We start from the raw sequence: 21,459 nt of genomic DNA on the forward strand, positions 1-21,459 counted from the left end.
CTGGCGGGACCAGCCAAGCGTGAGGCCTTTGCAAAAGTGCGCGCCGGTGACCCCGCGGAACCCGCCAGCCACATCACGACCGAGGGCGAACTCATCTGGCTTATGGACAAGGCGGCGGCGGGACAATAAGTGGCACAGTATCGTGTTTGTGCGATACGGATCACGGTTCAATAAAAACGACGGGGCACCCGGTGGCGGGATGCCCCGCAGGAGAGGAAGCAGCGCATGTCCACCCAGAACACGGACCCACGGGCAGAACTGAAGCGCAAGGCGGCGATCGAGGCCGCGGACATGGTCAGGGAAGGCATGGTGGTCGGCCTTGGTTCAGGCAGCACATCGGCCTTCATGATCGAGGAACTTGGCCGCCGCTGGGCGGAGGGGCTGCGATTCTGCGCCATTCCCACATCCGAACGCTCGGCCGAGCAGGCGCGCTCGCACGGGATCAAACTGGTGACATTCGCCACCCACCCGCAGATCGACATCGATATTGATGGCGCGGATGAGGTCGAACGCGGCTCGCTCAATCTGATCAAGGGGCTTGGGGGCGCGCTGTTCCGCGAAAAGATCGTGGCCGCCGCATCGCGCAAATTCGTGGTCGTGGTGGATGACAGCAAGCTGGTGGATCGTCTGGGCGCGCGTGTGCCCGTCCCGGTGGAAGTCGCGACCTTTGGCTGGACCTCGACCGCCCGGCAGCTTGAGGCGCTGGGCGCGCGTATCACCCAGCGCATGGACCGCAGCGGCAACGTGTTCGTAACCGACGGGGGCAACATGATCCTTGACTGTCATTTTGGCGCAATCGCCGATTCCGCGCGGTTGCAGGCGCAGCTGGCGCAGGTGGTCGGCGTGATCGAGACCGGTCTGTTCATCGGCCGTACATCCGAAGTGATCGTGGCGACCGCCACGGGACTGCAGAAGCTGGTTGCGGCATGACCGGGCGGGAACTGCAGGACCAGGGCATCCGGCCGCAGGTCCTGGTCATCATGGGGGTGTCGGGCTGTGGCAAGACCACGCTGGCGGAAGGGCTGCACAACCTGCTGGGCTGGCCCTATCAGGAAGGTGACATGCTGCACCCGCGCGCCAATGTGGAAAAAATGGCGGCGGGCATTCCCCTGACCGATGCGGACCGCCTGCCATGGCTGCAGGCCTGCCATAAATGGCTGCTTGGCCGCGTGGCGTCAGGGCAGGGGGGGATCCTGACCTGCTCCGCGCTCAAGCGGTCATACCGTGACCTGCTGCGTGCCGACGGGGCGGCGGATATCGTGTTCGTCTATCTGGAAATCCCCGAGGACGTGCTGGCCGAACGCCTGCAGCGCAGGCGCGGGCATTACATGCCGCCCAGCCTGCTGCCCAGCCAGCTTGCCACGCTCGAGCCGCCGGGGGCGGATGAACACCCGGTGGTCGTGCATCTGGAAGAAACGCCCGCCGACCTGATTGCCGAGACCATCGGCCTGCTGCGGCAGCGTTTTCCCGAACACACCCCCGAAAGGGGATAGATGACTGACATGCCTGCGGTCCTGTTTGTCTGCATGGGCAATATCTGCCGCTCCCCTTTGGCGGAGGCTGCATTCCGCGCGGCTGCCGACCGGGCGGGACTGTCGTTTGCGGTCGATTCGGCGGGTACGGGCGACTGGCATGCGGGCGCACCGCCTGACCGTCGGGCCTGTGCTGTTGCCCGTCGGCATGGCATCGACATTACCCGTTATCGTGCGCGCATGGTGACGGCGGCGGATTTTGACCGTTTCACCCACATCATCGCACTGGATCATGCCAACCTTGCGCATCTGATGGCCATGAAACCGGCGGGTAGCCGGGCGCAGGTCTCACTGCTGCTGGACCATGTGCCGGGGCGCAGGGGCCATGCCGTGGCCGACCCGTATTATAGGGACGCCAGCGGGTTCGACACTACATGGCGCGACGTCACGGCGGGTGCCGCGGCACTGGTAGAAAAACTGCGGCGCGACAGTCCATGACGCGCCTTGCCCGTCATGGGGCCGCCCTGCTGGGGGCAGGGTTGTGGAACTGGCACCCGCTGCCCGGTGGCGACGTGGCGCAGGTGCTGCTGGTCTATCTCAATGACGGACGCCGGGTCGTGGTCAAGCATGGTCCCGACCCGGTGGCCGAAGCCGCCATGCTGCGCACCCTTGGCCAGACGGGCGCACCTGTGCCCGATGTGCTGGCGGTGGATGAAGACGCCCTGGTGCTGCAGTACCTGCCGGCCGATGGCCGCCTGTCCCGATGCTGGGATGATCTGGCGCGTGTGCTGTCCCTTGCACACACGGGGCGGCCCGATGGGGACGGTATCCGTTATGGCTGGTCCGGGGATTATGCCTTTGGCGCCGTAAAGGTATGCAATGACTGGACGGAAACATGGCCGGATTTCTGGGCGCGGCACCGTATCGGCGTGCATCTGGCGCATGTGCCCGTCGACCTTGCCCGCCAGCTTGAAACCCTGATGCGCCGCCTGCCTGATCTGCTGCCCGCGACGCCCACGCCCTGCCTGCTGCACGGTGACCTGTGGGGTGGGAACGTGCTGGTGGCGGACCGGCATGTAACGGGACTGATTGATCCGTGCTGCTATTATGGCCATGCCGAGGTGGACCTTGCCACGCCGGGCGTGTTCAGCCAGCCGCCTGCGGGATTTTATACCCGCCATGGTGGGCTGGCGCGCGGGCATGATGTCCGTTTCGCCATTTACCGCCTGTGGACTGCACTGGTTCATCTGCGGCTGTTCGGTGCGACCTACCGGCCCATGGTGGCGCAGTACCTGAATGATGCCGGGGTGTAGGGCGTTGCTTTAAAAGAGAAAGTTCTTGGTGAAGCTTTTTTCAGAAAGCTTCAGGAAACGCCGCCTTTTTGAAAAAAGGCAGCACCCAAAAACTTTTATCATTTACCCATCAGGCAGAACGGTAGCGCGCCAGCCAGTGGGCATAGGGTGCGGGCAGGACCCATGCCGCATCCGCGCGTCCCAGCGCCCGTGCCGCCGCATACGGCCAGTGCGGGTTTTCAAGGAAGGGGCGGCCGATCATCGCAAGGTCGATCTTTTCCTCACGCACCAGCCCGTCAATGACGGGAGCGGTGCCCAGATACCAGCTTGTGGCGACCGGCAGGCCGGTTTCGCGTCGCACGCGCTGCGCGACCGGGGCCATGAAGGCCGGGCCCCACGGAATTTTTGCCGTAGACGTGGAAAAACCGATGCTGACATCAAGGAAGTCCAGACCCGATTCGCGAAAGACCTTCGCGACTGCAATGGCATCCTGCAGCGTCTGTTCGTCCTGACCGTCAAATTCGATCATGCCAAGGCGGGCGCTGAGCGGCCGGTCCTCGGGCCAGACGGTCCGCACGTCGCGCAGGGTTTCCACAAGGAAGCGGGCACGGTTTTCAAGGCTGCCGCCATAATTGTCATCACGCTGGTTGGAATGGGGGGAAAGAAAACCCTGCCCCAGATAGCCATGGGCAAAATGCAGCATGAGCCAGCCAAACCCGACATCACGCGCCCGAACCGCCGCCGCCACGAAATCCTGACGCACGCGGGTGATATCCGCCAGGGTCATGGCGCGCGGCACCCTGGGCAGGTTGGCGCCAAAGGCAATGGCGGACGGGGCGATGGTATCCCATCCACGCGGGTCATCGGTGGCGATGTGGTCGTCACCTTCCCACGGGCGGTTGGCGCTGGCCTTGCGGCCCGCATGGGCGATCTGGATGCCGGGCACGGCCCCTGCGTCGCGTATTGCGTGCACCAGCGGGCGGAAGGCTTCGGCCTGCGCGTCATTCCATAGCCCAAGGCAGCCCGGCGTGATGCGCCCTTCGGGTGAGACGGCGGTGGCTTCCACCACCACCAGCCCGCTGCCACCACGGGCCAGGGTGGGGTAATGCACAGCGTGCCAGTCGTTCACCATGCCATCGCGCGCCATGTACTGGCACATGGGGGACACGGCGATACGGTTGCGCAGGGTCTCGCCCTTCAGTGCATAGGGGGTAAAGAGATCGGTCATGGCCGTTGGGCTCCGTCATGCGGGAATCTGGCCACAGACTGAGCATATGGACGGCATGACGCAACACATGCAGGCATGCTGAAACGGCAGGACAGGTTTCAGCCAGACCCAGCCGTGCGACAGATTTCAAGAGGGGAAATGCACCGTAAAGTGGCGCGAGTGACGGGGCTCGAACCCGCGACCTCCGGCGTGACAGGCCGGCGCTCTAACCAACTGAGCTACACCCGCATCCGTTACCGCCCCGTGGGGCTGCAACCGTTCGGTGAAAGGGCAAATAACAGGCTGGCCCGATCATGGCAACAGGGCAGGCAAAAAAAAACGCCATGACCGTCACGTTCATGGCGTTTTGTCTGTAAGCGGGACCGGATCAGGCGGGAATTTCCACACCATCCAGCGTTACGGCCACGCCATGTACGACTGCGGCGACCCGGACGGCGGCCTGGATCTGCTCGGTCGTGACGCCGGCTTCACGCAGCTGGCGTTCGTGGCTTTCCATGCACAGGCCACAGCCATTGATGGCGGATACCGCCATGGCCCACAGTTCGAAATCCGCCTTGTCCACGCCGGGATTGGCAATGACGTTCATGCGCAGGCGGGCGGGCATCTTCTCGTAGTCGCCGCCAACCAGATGCACGAAACGGTAATAGACATTGTTCATGCCCATGATGGCGGCAGCCGAACGGGCGGCCTGCAGGGCCTCGGGCGTCATCTTGGGGCCATATTCCGCGACCAGGGCGTGCGTTACCGCCGGATTGCGCGACGCGATGGCGGACGCGATGAACGTGCCGCCCAGCTGCTGCGGCGTCAGCACGAAGTCATTGGCAAGGGCACCAAGGTTCAGCTTCAGGTCCTTGGCGTAATCGGGAAGGGCGGCCTTGAGGGAGTCGATGGACATGGGCGTGTTCCGTGTATTGCCGGTCGTGTGATGGTGGCGCGCCACCTGTCCCGACCCCTGCGGGTGGGGCAGGGATCGGGACAGGCGGCGTGGCCGCCCCGCGCGGGGCGCGGGGACGGCCGGTCGTGTGGCGATCAGGCCTTGATGAAGGCGTCGCCCTTTTTCCAGTTGCACGGGCACAGCTCGTCGCTCTGCAGGCCGTCAAGGATACGCAGGACTTCCTGCGGGTTGCGGCCAACCGACAGATCATTGACGCTGACGTGGCGGATGATGCCCTGCGGGTCCACGATGAAGGTGGCGCGCAGCGCGGCCCCGGCCTGCTCGGCCATCACGCCACAGCTTTCGATCAGCTCGCGCTTGATGTCGGACAGCATGGGGATTTCAAGGTTCTTCAGTTCGGCATGGTTCAGGCGCCAGTTCAGGTGCACGAACGCGCTGTCGATCGACACGCCGTAAACCACCGCGTCACGGTCCTTGAACTCACCGGCCAGCTTGCCGAACGCCACGATTTCGGTCGGGCAGACAAAGGTGAAGTCCAGCGGCCAGAAGAAGACGACCTTCCACTTGCCCTTGTTGGATTCGTCCGTGATCTGGACGAAATCGCCCTTCAGGCCTTCGGGGCCACCGGGAACGGCGCTCAGGTTGAAGGTGGGAAACTTGTCACCGACTGTCAGCATCAGGGTGATCTCCTGTTGGGGTTGTATATGGCCGGGACGGGCGCGCCGCCCCGCGGGCTGTATCTATGCCGGGAGTGATGCTATCACGCTATTGAATAATTTACATATGCATGATCGGAGTTATCGATGCTTCCGATGCCCTCCGCACAGCAGCTGCGTTATCTCGTCACCCTTGCCGAACTGCGTCATTTCGGCCGGGCGGCCAGGGCCTGCGCGGTGACACAGTCCACGCTGTCCGCCGGGATACTGGCCCTGGAACGCCAGATGGATGTCAGGCTGCTTGATCGTGACGTGGGCAAGAAGGTCGTGTTCACGCCGCTGGGGGACAAGGTGGTCGTGCGCGCCCGCGCCGCGCTGGAGGCATTGCAGGGCGTGCTGGACGTGGCCGTGGCTTCGCGTGAGCCGATGAGCGGCCTGCTGCGCCTGGGCGTCATTCCCACCATCGGCCCGTTTGTCATGCCCGCGCTGGTGCGCAGGCTGCCCGGCGCCTATCCGCAGCTGCGCCTGTCGCTGAACGAGGACGTGACCCATAACGTGATGGAAAAGCTGTCGGCAGGCAGGCTGGACCTCGTGCTGCTGGCCATGCCGTGCGACTGCGCGGATAGCGAGACGCTGCCCCTGTGGCGTGATCCCTTCATGGTGGTCATGCCGCGCGACCATGCGCTGGCGCACCTGCCCGACGTGCCGGTGCGCAGCATCGTGCGTGAGCGGATGATCCTGCTGGAGGACGGGCACTGCCTGCGTGACCAGGCACTGGCCATGTGCCGCCAGGTGCGGGGCTGGACCCAGCCGGAGGACGAGGCGGAATGTACCGTCAGTTCGCTCTACACCATGGTGGAAATGGTCGCGGCGGGCATGGGTCTTGCGCTGCTGCCCCGGCTTGCGGTCGAATCCCCGCTGATGGCGGGACAGGACGTGGTGGTCCGCCCAGTTACCGGCGCACAGGCATGGCGCACCATCGGGCTGGCGTGGCGGCCCCGTTCGCCCCGCACTGCCGATTTCCAGACCATTGCCCCGTTTTTCGTGCCGGATTCGATCACAGATACGATTTTACCCCCGTAAATGGCCCCAGAATCCGGCCCACCGGTTGACTCTTGGCGCAGGCAGGGGTATTCGGGCGCCTCTTTGGCGGTATTCCGCCGCTAGTCGAGGGTCGGATCATGAAAATCAGAAACAGCCTGAAGTCGGCCAAGGTTCGGGACAAGGACTGCCGTGTGGTCCGTCGCCGTGGCAAGGTCTATGTCATCAACAAGAAGAACCCCCGCATGAAGGCCCGTCAGGGCTGATTGCCGGACGGCCTTGACCGTCAGGTTCATCTTTGAACAGCCGCGAAGCTGCGCAGGCAGGTTTTTGGAAACCTGCTTCCGCGGCTTTTCGTGCGTACCCATGGTGCTGGCAGCAGGTCTGATGGGCAGCGGCCCGCAGGCTCATGCCGCCCTGCCGTCGCACGGGGTTGACCAGCATGCCGGCCCGGCCGCCGTAAATGGTCATGCCCCCGCCACGGGGAAGGCGGAAGCCGAGCCATCGCTGGATGATCTGGAAACCGAACTGGCCCATGCATCAAACGTCCACGGGGCGCGTGACCTGCTGACCCGGATCGAGCAGATACGCCAGAAGGATCTTGCCCCCACCACCAACCTGCTGCTCAGGCGCGCGCAGGATGATCTTGATGCCCAGCGCCCGCTGGATGCGGTGCAGGACATGGACGATGCCCTGCTTTTGCAGCCGGATGTCGAGGTGCTGTGGCGTAACCGTGCGCAGGCCCGCCTGGCGGCGGCCAATCCCGATGGGGCGGTGGCCGACCTTGGCGTGGCGTTACACCATGACGGGCGCGACGTGACCGCGTGGAAGATCCTTGAGGACACCGAGGAGCAGCGTGGCGACTGGCAGGCGGCATGGAAGGCATGGCAGCACGTGGTGCAGCTTGATCCCACCATTCCCGATGCAGGCCATGAAACAGAGCGCCTGCGCCTGAAGGCCTTCGGGCAACCCACCTGATCAGAAGAAGTGTTTGGTGAAGCTTTTTTCAAAAAGCTTCAGGAAACGGCGTGTTAAAAAAACGCGATACCCGGAAACAGCCATTACCTTCTGTCAGGCGGCGCCATCGCGACCGTAATGGTTCGTGCGCGTTTCCTGATACGATAATGCAGCAACGGACCGCCTAGGGCGGCCTGTTGCCATGTTTCGCCCATGGTGGATCAGCGATCCGTCAGGCGGAATTCGATGCGCCGGTTGTGGGCAAGGGCTTCGGCTGTCGTGCCGTGGTCCAGCGGCTGGTAATCGGAAAAGCCGGTCGCGGCCAGATGGTGTGGGTCGATCCCTTCGGCAATCAGCAGCTTGACCACCGTAATGGCGCGGGCGGATGACAGTTCCCAGTTGCTGGGGAAGGCGGTGTGGATCGGCTGGCGGTCGGCATGGCCATCCACGCGCAGGATCCACGGAACGTCAGGCGGAATCTGGACTGCGACCTCACGCAGGGTCTTGGCCAGCACCTTGATTTCCTCCACCCCTTCGGATGACAGGTCGGCGCTGCCAACGGGGAACAGCACCTCGCTCTGGAACACGAAGCGGTCGCCGACAATCTGCACGCCCTTGTGGTGCTGCATCACGCTGCGCAGGCGACCGAAGAATTCGGAACGGTACTGCTGCAGCTGCTCGACCTTTTTCGCCAGCGCCACGTTCAGCTGCATGCCCAGGTTGTTGATCTTCTGGTCGCGGTCATGCACTTCGTTTTCGGTCACTTCCAGCGCGGCACCAATGGCGGCCAGCTGCGCGCGCAGCTGCGCCACCTGGTCATCCAGCGCCGTGGCGTGGGCCTGCGCGCTGTCGCGCTCACTGGTCTGCTGGTTAAGCTGTGCGGTCAGTGATGTCGCGGTGGCCACATCGGCATCATGCGCCTTGTGCAGGCTGGCGACCTCGCCCTGCAGGGATGTCGTATGGCTTTTTTCAAGCGAGAGCATCTGCCCCAGCTTCGCCACTTCGCGCTCAAGCTGGTCAAGGGCCTGCTGGCGCTTGTTCAGTGTTACGGACAGGAAGGCCTGCCCCAGCACGAAAACAAGCAGCACGAATATGATGACCATCAGCAGCGTTGACAGCGCGTCAACATAGCCGGGCCATGCATTCAGTTCGGAACGGATCGAGCGACGGGAACGGCGCGCCATGGGATGAACCTCAGCCTTGGGATACGGTCAGGAAGCGGAGTGGTTCGTTCCCGGGGCGCTTGCGGCGATGGTGCGTGCAAGCAGGCGCAGGTCGTTGCGGATGTCGGTTGCGATCTGCTCCCGTCCCGCCGCGGATTCCTGCACCAGACGGGCCAGCAGGGATTCGATGCCCTGCAGGTGTTCCTCGCCCCGGCTGTCCGCCAGTTGCGCCAGACGGTCGTTCAGCGCGGTCAGCAGACGCTGTTCCTGTGCGCGGGTTTCCTCGCTGCGGGCCAGAAGGATCTGGAGTTTTTCCATGTTCTCGGCCGTGTGTTCCAAAAGCGCCTGCACATAGGCCGGGATGCTGGCGTCATTGCCGCCAACCTGCAGCCCGCCTGCCGAAAGGCGGGTGATGGTGGCCAGCCATTCTTCCAGTTCGTTAAAGAAGCGTGTCTGCGCCTGTCCCGCCGTAAGATCCAGGAAGCCAAGCACCAGCGCGCCCGCCAGCCCGAACATGGACCCCGAAAACGCGGTGCCCATGCCATGCAGGGGGCCGGCCAGCCCGGACTTGAGCTGGTCGAACATGACGGTGGTGTCCCCGCTGCCAACCGACATATTGCCGATCACGTCGGCAATGGAGCCGACCGTCAGCAGCAGGCCATAGAACGTGCCCAGCAGGCCAAGGAAGATCAGCAGGCCCGTCAGGTAGCGTGACAGTTCACGCCCCTCGTCCAGACGCGCCGACAGGCTGTCCAGCAGGGACTGCATGACCGGGGCGGACAGGGTCAGCCTGCGCCCCTTGTCATGGGTGGCCAGCATGGAGGCCATGGGCGCCAGCAGGCGCGGCGGCGGCGGCGTGGTCAGGCCCTCACGCGGGTGGCGCAGGATGTTGACCCAGCGGACTTCGGGGATCAGCCGCAGGATCATGGAAATGTTCCACCCGATGCCCAGCAGCAGGATGCCGATGATCAGGCCATCAAGGTAGGGATTGTTGCAGAACGCCTGATACAGGGTGGAGGAAAGCAGGGCTGTGACAACCCCGACCGCCAGAAGGAACAGCAGAACCCGGACAAGATAGGTCGTCGGTCGTGTCACGCAATGGTTTCCTTAACGTGAAGGTGAGCCTGTAGCATTCGAGGCCACCACACCCGAACGGGTGACGTCAATACAATCTGTTCCGGCTCCGTGCGCATTTTCATCCGGCAGCCCCACCGCGCGGACATAGATGCGCGTGGGCGCGATACCGGCATGCAGCAGTACCGAACGCGCCGCAAGCCCGCGCGACAGCGCAATACGGCGGGGTGTGGACGGATCATCGGCGCGGCCTTCGCCATATGCCGCAATGCTGATGTGCTGGTCAGGTAGTTTCTGCATGACTGTGGCAAATGTTTGCAGCGCCGCAATCATGCGGGAATTCATCTCCGCTGACTGCGGGGTGAAGTGCAGGCGCGTGCCACCGGTAATCCGTTCCGCCCGGCCCCGTGCCTGCGGGTCGGCCTTGACTTCGGGGGGCATGGGAAAGGGATGCAGCGGCACGTGCAGTTCCGGCGGGCGCAGCACGGGGTTATCGGGTGGCCGGGTCGCAACCGGCGGCAGGGAGGCGATGGCGGCAGGCGACGCAATGGCCGTGGCGGGGGCGTGGCTGCCAGGAATGTCCCCGGCGGCATGGTCGCCGGTGCTGCTGGCAGCCGGGGTGCCGCCCGCCGTGCTGGTCGTGGTGCCGGTGGGGGAAGCGGACATGCTGCCGCCATCGGGCAGCATGGCGGGGCGTCGTGGCGCGCCCAGCGCGTCCAGCGCGTTCCTGCTGGTCGTAACCTGCGCATGGGCACCCGCAATGGGGGCGGACAGCCCGATGGCCGCGGCACCCAGCACGATCAGCCTACGCAGGGACCGGCGGTGGAAAGGGGGGAATATGTATCGCATCGTGCCCGGCAGGCTACCGGGCGACGGGCGGGGGCGCAATCGGCAAACGGGCCGCACCCGCGCCCGCGCGGCATCAGGCGATGCTGCTGGCCACCAGTTCGCGCAGCGGCCCATGCAGTTGCGGGTTGCCCGCCACCGCGTCGATGGACGCGCCAAGGTCATTGAGGTCAACGCCTTCGGGATCGGTGGCATAGCCACCGGCCTCACGCACCAGCAGGATGCCGGCCGCGCAGTCCCATGGCTTGATGCCCATTTCCCAGTAGCCGTCATACCGCCCCGCCGCGACCCAGGCGAGGTCGAGTGCCGCAGCACCGAATCGGCGGATACCGGCAACCTGCGGCATGAGCGCGCCCAGCGTGCGGGCAAATGACAGGCGGTTGCGGGCCGAAACCTTGGCAAACGGGATGCCGGTCGCGAACAGGGCCTCATTCATCGACCGACGCGCGGAGACGCGCAGGCGGCGGTCATTGAGGAACGCACCCACGCCCTTTTCCGCCCAGAACATCTCATTGGCGGCGGGGTTGTAGACAAGGCCCGCCACGATCTCGATCGTGCCATCGGGCAGGCGGCGCTGCAGGCCGATGGAAATGGCCCAGTGCGGGATGCCGTGCAGGAAGTTGGTCGTGCCATCCAGCGGATCGACGATCCAGCGCCACGTCCATCCCTCGTTCCCCGAGGCACCGCTTTCCTCCATCAGGAAGGCATAGCCGGGGCGGGCGCGCGCCAGTTCCTCGCGGATGGCGGTTTCGGCCCGCAGGTCGGCCTGCGACACGAAATCGCCAGGGCCCTTGATGCTGACCTGAAGCTGCTCGACTTCGTTGAAGTCACGCAGAAGACGGCGTGCGGCCTTCTGGGCAGCGTTCTGCATCACCGTCATATGGGGAGAGAGTCGCATTGCCACGGTGATCGGTCCTGTCTGGTTCGTGCGGTGGAACGGAGTGTTGAGGCGTTGAAAAACCGGCCCGCGCGGGGTGTGAAGGCCCCGGCACGGATGGGTGGATGGTCAGGACTTGGCGCGCTCGACGTAGGTGCTGTCCTCGGTGCGGACCACGATGCGTTCACCCGCTTCGATGAAGGGGGGCACCATGGTCTTGACGCCGTTGGACAGGCGCGCGGGCTTGTAGGACGAGCTTGCGGTCTGGCCCTTCACCACGGGATCGGCCTCGACCACTTCCAGCGTGACCTGCGCGGGCAGGACAGCGCCAACCGGGTCGCCTTCCACCAGGTTCAGCACCAGCGTCATGTTGTCCTGCAGGAACGGCGCCTGGTCACCCAGAAGATCCAGCGGCAGGATCAGCTGTTCGAACGTCTCGGGGTCCATCAGCACGATGTTGTCGCCGTCCATGTAGGAGTAGGTGTATTCCTTCTCCTCGGTCATCAGGCGTTCAACGGTGTCGGCGGTGCGCCAGCGTTCGTTGGTCTTGTTACCGGTCTTGAGGTCGCGCATTTCCACCTGGATGAATGCACCGCCCTTGCCCGGCGTGATGATCTGCTGCTTCAGGACCGTCCAGCGACGGCCGTCGTGCTCAATAACCTGTCCGGCGCGGATCAGGTTTGCCTGCTGCTTCATGGTGGTCCCTGTATGGTTGTGGGAAGTATGGCGGTTCGGCTTCTAGCGCCCCACGCGCGGAAGGGCAAGGTTGCGGGCTGTCTTTTCGCCCGCGTTTTACCCGCGTTCGCGTGCCAGGCGGTGGATTGTGCCATCGGGCGCTTCCACGCGCAGGTATCCGTCCGGCCCTTCGTGCAGGTAGTCGGGCGCGATCGGCACCTTGCCATGGCCACCGGGAATATCCAGCACATAGGTCGGCCAGGCGATGCCCGTCACCCGCCCGCGCAGGCTGGCCAGCAGGCGCTGTCCTTCGCGTATGGGCACATGGAAGCGTGCGGTGCCGGGGGCGGGGTCAAGCTGATGCAGGTAATAGGGGCGGATGCGCGCGGCCACCTGCGCGCGCAGCAGGGCCTCAAGCGCTTCGGGCGTGTCGTTGACGCCGCGCAGCAGCACGGACTGCCCCAGTACCGGAATCGCGCGCGCCTGCACGCGGCGGATAGCGGCGCGGGCGGCAGCGGTCAGTTCACGGGCATGGTTGATATGTGCCACCAGCCACATGGAACGCGTGGTTTCCAGCGCATCCGCCATTTCATCATTCAGGCGTTCGGGGTCGGCCACCGGCACGCGGGAATGGATACGGATGGTATGGATATGGTCCATTCCCTCCAGCGCCGTCATGATCGTGCGCATGCGGCGTGGCGACAGCATCAGCGGATCGCCCCCGGTCATCACGACTTCATGAATGTCGGTATGTGCGCGCAGCCAGTCCAGTGCGCGGTTCAGCGCCGCATCATCCAGCACGCCGCCGCCGGGGCCGACATGCTCGCGGCGGAAACAGAAGCGGCAGTAAAGCGGGCAGACCAGCAGCGGCTTGAGCAGCGCACGATCGGCATAGCGGTGTACGATGCCCGGTACGGGGGAAAGCGCGTCATCCCCGATCGGGTCCGGGTCTTCCGTCGGGTCCGTCTTGCATTCCGCCGCGTCGGGAATGACCTGCCGGCCGATCGGGTCATCGGGACTTTCGATCAGGCTGGCAAAGGCGGGGGGAATGGCGGTGGCGTACTGCCGGGCCACCTGATCCAGCGCCGGGACCTGCGCCGGGGTAATCAGGTCTGCCGCAAGCAGGTCGGTTACATTGCGTAGCGTGCGCGTGGCCGGGGACGCCGTGCGGGGATGCTGAAATTCCGGTTTTTTTGAATCGATGACATTCACGATGCGGCGTTGATTTCCTGCTGGGGGGATGAATAATGGCGCTGTGTGGCCATTTATACCATCCGTGGAACATCGCAATGCGCTCAGGGCACGAACGGTTTCTGGCAATCGGGCATGTCCTGTCCGAAGCGGGGGGCGGATCAATGAGAAATGTGAAACACCCGGCCCCGGAAGGTCATCCCGTCACGACACATATGTGCGACGGCATCGTCATTACTTGCAATGGGGCCAATGATACATTTGATGTATGCCGTGACAATAAAAAAGTGAATCTTCAGGCCATCGCAAAAGCCATCGGCAATCTTGATGATTCCAATGTCAGGGTTGTCGATCAGGCGGTAACGGTGTTTGCCTGAGGCATGAATGCTTCTCCGCCACGCCCCGATCCTGCCCGCATTGCCGACCGCCTGCCGTTCCTGCTGCGCCGTAGCCTTGTGCTGCGTGGGGTCCGTGCGTTTTTTGATGCGCGTGGCTACATGGAAGTCGAGACCCCCTATGCCGTGCCGACTCCGGGTGAGGAAGTCCACCTGAAGGTCTTCGCCACCGAACGTGCAGGCGCGGATGGCAGCCGCCAGAAACTGTGGCTGCACACCAGCCCGGAATTCGCCATGAAACGCATCGTGGCGGCGACCGGCCTGCCGGTTTACCAGCTGGCCCGTGTATGGCGGAATGCGGAAGGCAGCCGGCTGCACGCACATGAATTCACCATGCTGGAATGGTATCATCCCGGCGCCACGCTTGATGCGCTGATGGATGAGACGGAAACCCTGCTGCGTGCCGTCCTGCCGCCCGTGGTGCGGGTGGGCGGGGATGACATCAGCATTGCCGCCCCCTTTGAACGCCTGCGTGTCGCGGATGCCTTTCGTCGCTATGTCGGCGTGGATATCCTGGCGAACGAAGGGGATGCCGCCGCCCTTGCGCGCGCGGCAGGCTGCGACCTGCGGCAGGGTGAGACATGGGAAGACCTGTTCTTTCGCCTGATGATGGCGCGGATCGAGCCGCATATCGGGCGCACGCGCCCCACCTTCCTGACGCACTGGCCTGCAAGCCAGGCAGCCCTTGCGCGGCGTGACCCGGCCGATCCACGCGTGGCGCTGCGTTTCGAACTGTATGCGGGCGGGATCGAACTGGCCAATGCGTTCGAGGAACTGACCGACAGCACCGAACAGCGCCAGCGGTTCGAGGCCGATCGTGCCCGCCGCCTGGCGCTTTATCCCGATGAATCCGGTCTGGACTGGCCGATGGATGAAGCTTTCCTGTCCGCCCTCGACACGTTGCCACCATGCGCGGGCATAGCCCTTGGCTTTGACCGTCTGGTGATGCTGGCGGCCGGTACCGGCCGGATCAGTGATGTGCAGTGGATGGGCGAAGGCCAGGGATGACGAAAGAAGTTTTTGGTGACGCTTTTTTCAAAAAGCTTCGAAGCATGCAGCCGTTTTGAAAAAAGACGGCACCCGGAAACTTCTGTTGTTTTTTAAGTGGTTTCTGCCGCCGCAATCGCCGCGTTCATGGCGCGTACACCCGCGCCGGCCCCATCGGGATGGGACCACACGGCACTGATCACCGACAGGAAGTCGGCCCCCGCGCGCACCAGCGTGCCGCAGTTTTCAGGCGTGATGCCACCAATGGCCACGACCGGCAGTTCGATCATGCTGCTCCACCACGTCAGCAGGGCGGGATCGGCGCGGATTTCGGTTTCCTTGGACGGGGAGGGGAAAAACGCACCAAACGCCACGTAATCAGCCCCCGCTTCCCCCGCGCGCAGGGCCATGTCGCGGCTGTCGTAGCATGATACGCCCAGTTGCAGTTCGTCTCCCAGCATGCGGCGCGCCGTGGCCACATCCGTATCGTCCATGCCCACATGCGCCCCGTCGCATCCGCAGGCGATGGCAAGGTCGGGCCGGTCGTTCATGATGAAGGCCACGTCCCGCGCATGGGCAACGGGCTGCAATACGTCCACCGCGCGGCGGATCGTGTCGTCATCCACGTTTTTCAGGCGCAGCTGCACGGCCGCGACCGGACCTGCGTCCAGCGCTTCGGCCAGGCGGGGGGCGAACGTCACCGGATCAAGCGATTCGGGGGTGATGAGGTAAAGCTGGCAATCGGTCATGTCGGCCTGATCCTATGCGACCATCGGGGTGGCGAACAGCCCCCGCATGGCATGTGTCCGCAGGCAGGGCAATGGGGCGTATCCCGGCGGATGGCTGTGATTTGCCCGGCATCAGGGTTTCAGTCAGCCTGTTGTGGCGCGGTGCCGTGTCCGATGCCCGGATCGGGATCTCGGTAACCGGGTGGTCGCGGGTGTCATGCCGTGATCAGCCCGTGACGGGCGCATGACCCAAAAGCGCATGCTTCGGCTGCGGGTTGATGGTATCATGCCGCCACAGGCGGGTTGCCCGTCGCGTGCATCCGGTCATCCTGCGGCAAATCTCCGCAGGTACCGCTCCAGCACCGGCCCCGCGTCACGCGGGGGCAGGTCCAGCGATGCGGGGCGCCGTTCCATCACATGGCCGCCCGTAACCTGCGCCAGGGACACAAGGGCACGGTGCTGTGCCACGGACACATGCGCAATGACGCCACATACGCCCGCGCGCAGGGCGCAGGCGGCGTATCCCGCCGCCTGCCCACAATCCAGAAGGGCCGGCAGCGGGCAGTCCGCCACCAGCGCCGTCCACCATGGCACCCCCATGACACATCCCGCGCCGGGAGGGGAAACCATGGTGCAGTTGACGCGTAACGATGCGGCCATGGCCATGACCCGCGTCAGGTCATGCATGCAGGAAACGGTGATGCAGGGGGCGGCATGCATAGAATGGTCATGTTTGTCGATCATGCTTGACGTTGAAACCACACCGGGCGATCAGTTCAAGGGGAGGAACGAGGGAAAGAATGAACGTGTCTGATATTATCATGCCACCGGGGCAGGAAGTCGCCCCTTCCCCCTCGGATGCCGGACGGGACCCGGCGGATCGTCTTGAACTGGCCCTGAACCGTATTGCCTTCGCCCTTGACCGGCGCACGGAACTGGCGTCCATCGCCCGCCCGTCCGGGCCGGAGGTGGACGTGCAGGCACTGGCGGCCAATATCGATGTCCTGATTGCCCGTGTGCGTGATGTGCTGGGCGAGGACGAAGCTGACGGCGGGAAGGAATAACGGCCATGAGCCAGGTGACCGTGCGCATCAACGGCTTTTCCTATGCCGTGGGCTGCAAGGAAGGACAGGAAAAGCACCTGCAGGCCATGGCGCAGGAAGTGGAGCGGCGTATCGACCGCATCCGCGAACTGGGTGGACATAGCGGGGAGGGACGCCTGCTGGCCCTTGCCGCCCTGCTTATGGCCGATGAAATCCATGACCTGACGGCGGAAAAGGTGTCCTCTGACACCGCCCATCAGCTGGCGCAGGGGCGTCAGGCGCGGATTGAAAACGAACGCCGGCGCGACCAGCTGGCGCATCTGGTTGAACGTGCGGAAAGCATTGCAGCCGCGATGGAAGAAGACTAGATTGCAGGGGCGGGGCTGCCGGGTGCGTCAGGCATGATTCAACCCCTGGGCCGATAAGCACTTCCTAGGGAGCTGGCACTGTCGTGACCGTGGTCACGTTACCTGGCGCCCACCTGCGTCAGCAGGTCCGGGAGGGCTGATCCGACCAACGGCCATGGCGGCTCCGTATATGTTTTCATGACCTCTCTCGATCCCGAATCGTGGCCTGTCGTGCGGGCCAAGCAGGCCCTGCGCCACCAGATGACGCGCCACCGGCAGGCTTTCACGACCAGTCCCACCCGTGCCGGTGCGGAAGAAGCCCTGTGCCACCGCATGGTGCGCGGCCTGCGTGGCATGACCGGGGCGGGGGACTGTATCGCCCTGGTCTGGCCCCTGCCGGGGGAAAGTGACCTGCAGCCGGTCATGCAGGCCCTGCATGCGGACGGGATGTGCATTGTCCTGCCTGAAACCCCGCCGCGCGGCCATCCACTGATCTTTCGACGCTGGCGGCCCGAATGTCCCATGCTGCCGGGACGTTACGGCACCCTGCACCCCGATGGTCCCCCCATGCAGCCCGATGTGGTGTGTGTGCCGCTGCTGGCGTTTGACCGACGTGGCATGCGGCTGGGATATGGCGGCGGATATTACGACCGCACGCTGGCGCGCCTGCCGCGTGCGCGAACGGTTGGTTTTGGCCTGTCCTTTCAGGAAGTGACATGCATTCCGACCGGCCTGTATGATGTGGCATTGCCCGCGATCGTGACCGAACGTGAATGGATCCGGTGTCGTGGCGACGGGCGTACACGGTAACAAAGGCTGTTTTCTTGAGAATTCTGTTTCTGGGTGACATTGTCGGGCGCGTGGGGCGCGAAGCCGTTATTTCACGCCTGCCTACCCTGCGGCGCGACCTGGCACTCGATCTTGTGGTGGTGAACGGGGAAAACGCCAGCCATGGCTTCGGCCTGTCGCCCGCCATCGGGCGTGACCTGATCGAAGCGGGGGCCGATGTCATCACCCTGGGCAACCATAGCTGGGATCGTCGTGACCTGATCGGCCATATCGATAGCGAACCCCGCATCATCCGCCCCGCCAACTACCCCCCTGGCACACCGGGACAGGGCAGCGTGGTGGTGGAACTGGTCGATGGCCGCAAGGCGCTGGTGGTCAGTGTCATGGGCCGTCAGTTCATGGATGCGATGGATGATCCGTTCCGCTCCGTCACCGATATCCTGTCGCGACACCGGCTGGGTGTGACCATGCACGCCGCCGTGGTGGACGTGCATGCCGAAGCCACGAGCGAGAAATGGGCCATGGGGCATTTCCTTGATGGCCGGGTATCGCTGGTGATCGGTACCCATACCCACACGCCCACGGCGGACCATCGTATCCTGTCCGGCGGTACCGCATTCCAGACCGATGCGGGCATGTGTGGCGATTATGACAGCGTGATCGGCATGGGCAAGGACGCGGCCATCGCCCGCTTCGTGCGCAAGATGCCCGGTGACCGCCTGCAACCCGCCGAAGGGGATGCCAGTATTGCGGGCATGATGGTGGAAACCGATGACGCGACCGGCCTGGCCCGCCGCATGGCCCCGGTCAGGCAGGGTGGCCATCTGGCCCCGACGCTGCCGGATTTCTAAAAGAAAGAAGTTTCTGGATGTCGCCTTTTTTCAAAAAGGCGGCGTTCTTCTGAAGCTTTTTGAAAAAAGCTTCACCAAAAACTTCCTTATGGTTTCGAGACTGTTTCGGGGACAGATTTTTTGAATGGTCCCGAAAATTAAAGCGGTTTGCAAAGGCCACTGCCCTTTGCCGGGTCTCAGGGCAGCGCCCTGAGAAAACCCTCCACCCCATATGGCGGTCGGAACGTGTTCGCAAGACCCGTTTCGCCCCCCAGCCAGGTGCGAAAGCAGCCCCATCCCCGCCGTTACCGGAACGCCGGTTCGTCAAACCCGCGCAGCTTGCGTGAATGCAGGCGGTCCACACCCTGCGCGCGCAACTGCTGCATGGTCTCGATTCCCACCACCAGATGCTGGCGCACGCGTTCGCGGTAGAAGGCATTGGCCATGCCGCGCAGCTTCAGTTCCCCATGAAGCGGCTTGTCCGATACGCATAATAACGTGCCGTAGGGCACGCGGAAACGGAACCCGTTGGCCGCGATGGTGGCCGACTCCATATCCACTGCGATGGCGCGGGAGGTGTTGATGCGGGTGAACAGCGCGCCAAGCCGCAGTTCCCAGTTCCGGTTGTCCGTGGTCATGACCGTGCCGGTGCGCAGGCGTGTCTTGACTTCGGCATCATGCAGGCCGGTCACGCGCGCGGTTACGTCCTGCAGCGCCATCTGCACTTCGGCAATGGGGGGAACGGGCACCCATGGCGGCAGGTCGTCATCCAGCACGTGGTCGTCACGCAGGTAGCCATGCGCCAGCACGTAATCCCCCAGCTTCTGGCTGCGGCGCAATCCCGCGCAATGGCCCACCATCAGCCAGCAGTGCGGGCGCAGCACCGCAAGGTGGTCGGTAATGGTCTTGGCATTGGCGGGGCCTACGCCAATATTGATCAGTGTGATGCCGTCGCCGTCGGGGCGGCACAGGTGGTAGGCGGGCATCTGCGGCAGGCCCTGGCCCGCATGGGTGGGTGCATGCGGGGCGTCGCGGGTGTGGATGATCTCCCCCGGTTCGACAAAGGTGGTGTATTCCGATCCCGCATCCACCTGGGCATGCCCGTATTCGCGGAATGCATCCACGTAACGCTGGTAATTGGTCAGCAGGATGAAGCGCTGGAAATGGCGCGGTGCGGTGCCGGTGTAATGGTGTAGCCGCGCCAGTGAATAATCGGTGCGTGCCGCCGTAAACAGAGCCAGCGGCCGGGGCACGCCGGGGCGCGGGATGTAATCGCAGTTGGCGATCGAATCATCAGTGACATGCAGGTCAGGCAGCGCGAAATGTGACTGGATCCATGCCAGGTCGGATTCGGTCAGCGACGTAACTGCTTCCTCCATCACATAGGGTAGCGGGATTGGCTGGTTCGACAGTCCGACCATGACCGGCGTTCTGTAATGGCGCAGCAGGCTTTCGATCTGTTCGCGCCAGTAATCGGCAAACAGCGCGGGCCGGGTCAGGGTGGTGCCATAGAATCCCGGCTCCAGCACTACGTCAAAGGGCGGACGGGGGCCATCGGGTGGCAGGGCGGCCTGCGGCATGAAGGCCAGGTAGGGATAGACCGCATCCGCAAGGCCCGTCGTATCGCGTGTGATAAAGGCATGGCGGACCAGTTCGCCCGCATGGTCATACAGTTCGGTAATGCGGGCCACGGCGGCATCCGCCGTATCGAACGGCTGGAAGTCACGTCCGACCTGCTGCAGGAGGGGGGCTGTATCCATGGCGCGTCTCTCCGTCTGCCTGACGCGCCTAGCGGCGGATCAGGATGTAGTTGATAGTCAGGTCAATGGGGAAGGTATCCCCCTGCATGTCCGGTGGCACCGGCGGTAGCTGTGCGTTGCGGAACATGCCCACCGTCGCGGCATCAAGGTAGTACGACCCCGACTGCCCTGTCAGGCGCACCTTGGTGACATGGCCATCGCGGTCCAGTTCCACATGCACCGAGGACGGGCCTTCCTCACCCGCGCGGGCCGCTTCCTCGGGGTAGTACATGTGGCTGCGGATCCAGCGGTCGAGTTCGCTGCCATAATCATCGCTGACCCCCTTGATCTGCGTGTTGGTGGAATAGGGGGCGTTGACCTGGCCATTCTTGACCAGCGGGCCAAGCGACAGGTCGATCGGGCTGCCCGTGCCGCCCGCGCGTCCGCGCTGGCTGCGGCGCGGCAGGGGTGATTGCGACAGTGACCAGTTACGCGGATGTTCCAGCGCCCTGTAGTCCGTGGCGGAGGAATGGTTGTGCGACTGCTGTGCGGGGTGGTGGCCGTGGCCCGAACTCTGCATGGACGGATTGAACGCATCCTGCCGTTCGGACTGCGGTACCGACAGGTCGGATGGCGCGTCACTCAGCGGCGGTGCGGCAGGCACTTCCGGCGTGGGTATGTTGGGCGAGGGGGAGGAATCCTCGTCACTCTGCTGCGGGTTGGGGGTCTTTTCCTGCGCACTGGGTTCGGGCTGGTCCTGCTGCTGCCGTGGCGCGTTCTGGCCGCCCGCCATGTCGGGGGAGGACTGTCCCTGCATCCCGCTGGAGGTCGGCGGCGAAAAGACCATTTCCACCTGTGGCTCCGACTGCGTGGCATTGGGGGAGCCATGCTGGCTGTGGTGGGCGGATTCAATCAGGATGGTCGCCAGAAGGGCCGCGTGCAGCAGCCCCGATATGGCGATGGCCCGGCCGGGGCCGGGTGTTTCTTCCGTATCGGGGCGGATCAGGCCCGACATGGTGGGGCGCAGCTTGCGATAGCCCGGCGGTGGCGGCACGGCCACGCCCGCCAGCAGGCGCTCGCGGTCGGGTGGCTGGTACTGGTCCCCTGCCGGATCAGGCGGCAGGCTGGCGCCGGGCTGTGTGCGGCGTGGGATCAGTACGGGCTCCACGGCATTGCGCCGCCGGGAGGAGGGACTGAGTGTCACCGTCATGAAAGGCTACGGGTCTCCGCCATG

26 protein-coding genes, 1 tRNA gene, 1 other RNA gene and 1 pseudogene are annotated in these 21,459 nt (G+C 64.3%); 15 read left to right on the forward strand and 14 right to left on the reverse strand.

Going from position 1 to position 21,459, the window contains the following annotated elements; genetic code table 11:
• From F1542_RS12640 to F1542_RS12660, 5 genes and pseudogenes are all read left to right on the forward strand, one after another.
• Positions 1-129, forward strand: a pseudogene (locus tag F1542_RS12640) (6-phosphogluconolactonase); the annotation flags it as partial.
• A 96-nt stretch (positions 130-225) separates the two neighbouring features.
• Positions 226-930 (forward strand): ribose-5-phosphate isomerase RpiA, encoded by a 705-nt coding sequence (rpiA, locus tag F1542_RS12645; protein WP_193733350.1) that lies wholly within the window; start codon positions 226-228, stop codon positions 928-930.
• Positions 927-1,493: a gluconokinase gene (locus tag F1542_RS12650; RefSeq protein ID WP_193733351.1), complete on the forward strand. Its 567-nt coding sequence runs from the start codon at positions 927-929 to the stop codon at positions 1,491-1,493. The genes rpiA and F1542_RS12650 overlap by 4 nt, the downstream gene beginning before the upstream one ends.
• Complete coding sequence (locus F1542_RS12655) at positions 1,494-1,970, forward strand: low molecular weight protein-tyrosine-phosphatase (protein WP_193733352.1); 477 nt, start codon at positions 1,494-1,496, stop codon at positions 1,968-1,970.
• The gene (locus F1542_RS12660) at positions 1,967-2,785 is read left to right on the forward strand and encodes a fructosamine kinase family protein (protein ID WP_193733353.1); all 819 of its coding nucleotides are present in this window, start codon (positions 1,967-1,969) and stop codon (positions 2,783-2,785) included. The genes F1542_RS12655 and F1542_RS12660 overlap by 4 nt, the downstream gene beginning before the upstream one ends.
• Before the next feature lie 109 nt (positions 2,786-2,894).
• Here F1542_RS12660 and F1542_RS12665 read toward each other — a convergent pair whose 3' ends face one another.
• The 4 genes from F1542_RS12665 to F1542_RS12680 form a co-directional block, all read right to left on the reverse strand.
• Positions 2,895-3,992 (reverse strand): NADH:flavin oxidoreductase/NADH oxidase, encoded by a 1,098-nt coding sequence (locus F1542_RS12665; RefSeq protein ID WP_193733354.1) that lies wholly within the window; start codon positions 3,990-3,992, stop codon positions 2,895-2,897.
• A gap of 151 nt (positions 3,993-4,143) precedes the next feature.
• Positions 4,144-4,220 (reverse strand) — tRNA-Asp (locus tag F1542_RS12670).
• 139 nt (positions 4,221-4,359) lie between these two features.
• Positions 4,360-4,887, reverse strand: coding sequence for a carboxymuconolactone decarboxylase family protein (locus F1542_RS12675; RefSeq protein ID WP_193733399.1), 528 nt, complete (start codon positions 4,885-4,887; stop codon positions 4,360-4,362).
• A gap of 134 nt (positions 4,888-5,021) precedes the next feature.
• Positions 5,022-5,564: a peroxiredoxin gene (locus F1542_RS12680; RefSeq protein ID WP_193733355.1), complete on the reverse strand. Its 543-nt coding sequence runs from the start codon at positions 5,562-5,564 to the stop codon at positions 5,022-5,024.
• 126 nt (positions 5,565-5,690) lie between these two features.
• Between F1542_RS12680 and F1542_RS12685 the strand changes: the two genes are divergently transcribed.
• The 3 genes from F1542_RS12685 (at position 5,691) to F1542_RS12695 (ending at position 7,562) form a co-directional block, all read left to right on the forward strand.
• Complete coding sequence (locus F1542_RS12685; RefSeq protein ID WP_193733356.1) at positions 5,691-6,626, forward strand: hydrogen peroxide-inducible genes activator; 936 nt, start codon at positions 5,691-5,693, stop codon at positions 6,624-6,626.
• Positions 6,627-6,724: 98 nt separating this feature from the next.
• Positions 6,725-6,850: a type B 50S ribosomal protein L36 gene (gene ykgO / locus F1542_RS12690; RefSeq protein ID WP_003617324.1), complete on the forward strand. Its 126-nt coding sequence runs from the start codon at positions 6,725-6,727 to the stop codon at positions 6,848-6,850.
• Positions 6,851-6,950: 100 nt separating this feature from the next.
• Complete coding sequence (locus tag F1542_RS12695) at positions 6,951-7,562, forward strand: hypothetical protein (protein WP_193733357.1); 612 nt, start codon at positions 6,951-6,953, stop codon at positions 7,560-7,562.
• A 200-nt stretch (positions 7,563-7,762) separates the two neighbouring features.
• Here F1542_RS12695 and F1542_RS12700 read toward each other — a convergent pair whose 3' ends face one another.
• The 6 genes from F1542_RS12700 to F1542_RS12725 all read right to left on the reverse strand — a co-directional run bounded on the left by F1542_RS12700 (position 7,763) and on the right by F1542_RS12725 (position 13,379).
• Positions 7,763-8,725: a peptidoglycan -binding protein gene (locus tag F1542_RS12700; protein WP_193733358.1), complete on the reverse strand. Its 963-nt coding sequence runs from the start codon at positions 8,723-8,725 to the stop codon at positions 7,763-7,765.
• Positions 8,726-8,752: 27 nt separating this feature from the next.
• Positions 8,753-9,799 carry a flagellar motor protein MotA gene (locus F1542_RS12705; protein ID WP_141261830.1) on the reverse strand — a complete coding sequence of 349 codons (1,047 nt, stop codon included), beginning with the start codon at positions 9,797-9,799 and terminating at the stop codon, positions 8,753-8,755.
• 12 nt (positions 9,800-9,811) lie between these two features.
• Positions 9,812-10,627 carry a hypothetical protein gene (locus F1542_RS12710; protein WP_193733359.1) on the reverse strand — a complete coding sequence of 272 codons (816 nt, stop codon included), beginning with the start codon at positions 10,625-10,627 and terminating at the stop codon, positions 9,812-9,814.
• Between the two features lie 73 nt (positions 10,628-10,700).
• A complete protein-coding gene (locus F1542_RS12715) occupies positions 10,701-11,522 on the reverse strand; it encodes an inositol monophosphatase family protein (RefSeq protein ID WP_025439632.1) in 822 nt (273 codons plus the stop codon).
• Between the two features lie 108 nt (positions 11,523-11,630).
• Positions 11,631-12,197 carry an elongation factor P gene (gene efp / locus F1542_RS12720; protein ID WP_193733360.1) on the reverse strand — a complete coding sequence of 189 codons (567 nt, stop codon included), beginning with the start codon at positions 12,195-12,197 and terminating at the stop codon, positions 11,631-11,633.
• Positions 12,198-12,293: 96 nt separating this feature from the next.
• Positions 12,294-13,379, reverse strand: a complete 1,086-nt coding sequence (locus F1542_RS12725; protein WP_193733400.1) for a lysine-2,3-aminomutase-like protein — start codon at positions 13,377-13,379, stop codon at positions 12,294-12,296.
• Positions 13,380-13,423: 44 nt separating this feature from the next.
• On the opposite strand from F1542_RS12725, the gene F1542_RS12730 reads away from it, so the two are divergent.
• Positions 13,424-13,744 (forward strand): hypothetical protein, encoded by a 321-nt coding sequence (locus F1542_RS12730; protein ID WP_193733361.1) that lies wholly within the window; start codon positions 13,424-13,426, stop codon positions 13,742-13,744.
• A gap of 3 nt (positions 13,745-13,747) precedes the next feature.
• A complete protein-coding gene (gene epmA, locus F1542_RS12735; RefSeq protein ID WP_193733362.1) occupies positions 13,748-14,770 on the forward strand; it encodes an EF-P lysine aminoacylase EpmA in 1,023 nt (340 codons plus the stop codon).
• Between the two features lie 92 nt (positions 14,771-14,862).
• Here epmA and thiE read toward each other — a convergent pair whose 3' ends face one another.
• Positions 14,863-15,498 carry a thiamine phosphate synthase gene (gene thiE / locus F1542_RS12740; protein WP_193733363.1) on the reverse strand — a complete coding sequence of 212 codons (636 nt, stop codon included), beginning with the start codon at positions 15,496-15,498 and terminating at the stop codon, positions 14,863-14,865.
• Positions 15,499-15,801: 303 nt separating this feature from the next.
• Complete coding sequence (locus tag F1542_RS12745; protein WP_193733401.1) at positions 15,802-16,197, reverse strand: hypothetical protein; 396 nt, start codon at positions 16,195-16,197, stop codon at positions 15,802-15,804.
• 80 nt (positions 16,198-16,277) lie between these two features.
• Between F1542_RS12745 and F1542_RS12750 the strand changes: the two genes are divergently transcribed.
• The 5 genes from F1542_RS12750 (at position 16,278) to F1542_RS12770 (ending at position 18,507) form a co-directional block, all read left to right on the forward strand.
• Complete coding sequence (locus F1542_RS12750) at positions 16,278-16,541, forward strand: hypothetical protein (protein WP_193733364.1); 264 nt, start codon at positions 16,278-16,280, stop codon at positions 16,539-16,541.
• A 5-nt stretch (positions 16,542-16,546) separates the two neighbouring features.
• Positions 16,547-16,888, forward strand: coding sequence for a cell division protein ZapA (locus F1542_RS12755; RefSeq protein ID WP_193733365.1), 342 nt, complete (start codon positions 16,547-16,549; stop codon positions 16,886-16,888).
• Positions 16,889-16,897: 9 nt separating this feature from the next.
• Positions 16,898-17,056, forward strand: a non-coding RNA gene (gene ssrS / locus F1542_RS12760) — 6S RNA.
• Between the two features lie 9 nt (positions 17,057-17,065).
• Positions 17,066-17,677, forward strand: coding sequence for a 5-formyltetrahydrofolate cyclo-ligase (locus F1542_RS12765; protein ID WP_193733366.1), 612 nt, complete (start codon positions 17,066-17,068; stop codon positions 17,675-17,677).
• Between the two features lie 14 nt (positions 17,678-17,691).
• Positions 17,692-18,507 (forward strand): TIGR00282 family metallophosphoesterase, encoded by an 816-nt coding sequence (locus tag F1542_RS12770; protein WP_193733367.1) that lies wholly within the window; start codon positions 17,692-17,694, stop codon positions 18,505-18,507.
• 284 nt (positions 18,508-18,791) lie between these two features.
• Here the strand turns inward: F1542_RS12770 and F1542_RS12775 are convergent, their stop codons facing one another.
• Complete coding sequence (locus F1542_RS12775; protein WP_193733368.1) at positions 18,792-20,246, reverse strand: AMP nucleosidase; 1,455 nt, start codon at positions 20,244-20,246, stop codon at positions 18,792-18,794.
• Between the two features lie 28 nt (positions 20,247-20,274).
• Positions 20,275-21,435, reverse strand: coding sequence for an energy transducer TonB (locus F1542_RS12780; RefSeq protein ID WP_193733369.1), 1,161 nt, complete (start codon positions 21,433-21,435; stop codon positions 20,275-20,277).
• Between the last annotated feature and the right edge of the window lie 24 nt (positions 21,436-21,459).

Source organism: Komagataeibacter sp. FXV3 (assembly GCF_015155755.1).
In the GTDB taxonomy this organism is placed as follows: Bacteria; Pseudomonadota; Alphaproteobacteria; order Acetobacterales; family Acetobacteraceae; genus Komagataeibacter.